Here is a 277-nt window from a genome sequence, read left to right on the forward strand (position 1 = left end):
TGCATCCGTGAAGATCTCAACGAAAATGCGCCGCGCGCAATGGCGGTTATCGATCCGGTGAAACTGGTTATCGAAAACTATCAGGGCGAAGGCGAAATGGTTACCATGCCGAACCATCCGAACACACCGGAAATGGGCAGCCGTCAGGTGCCGTTTAGCGGTGAGATTTGGATTGATCGCGCCGATTTCCGCGAAGAAGCTAACAAGCAGTACAAACGTCTGGTGCTGGGTAAAGAAGTGCGTCTGCGTAATGCTTATGTGATTAAGGCAGAACGCG

1 pseudogene is annotated in these 277 nt (G+C 52.0%); it reads left to right on the forward strand.

What is annotated here, in order from left to right:
• Positions 1-277 (forward strand): annotated as a pseudogene (locus V5P19_RS23485) (glutamine--tRNA ligase); the annotation flags it as partial.

The sequence above is a fragment of the Enterobacter sp. UNJFSC 003 genome (genome assembly GCF_036903355.1).
Lineage (GTDB): Bacteria > Pseudomonadota > Gammaproteobacteria > Enterobacterales > Enterobacteriaceae > Enterobacter.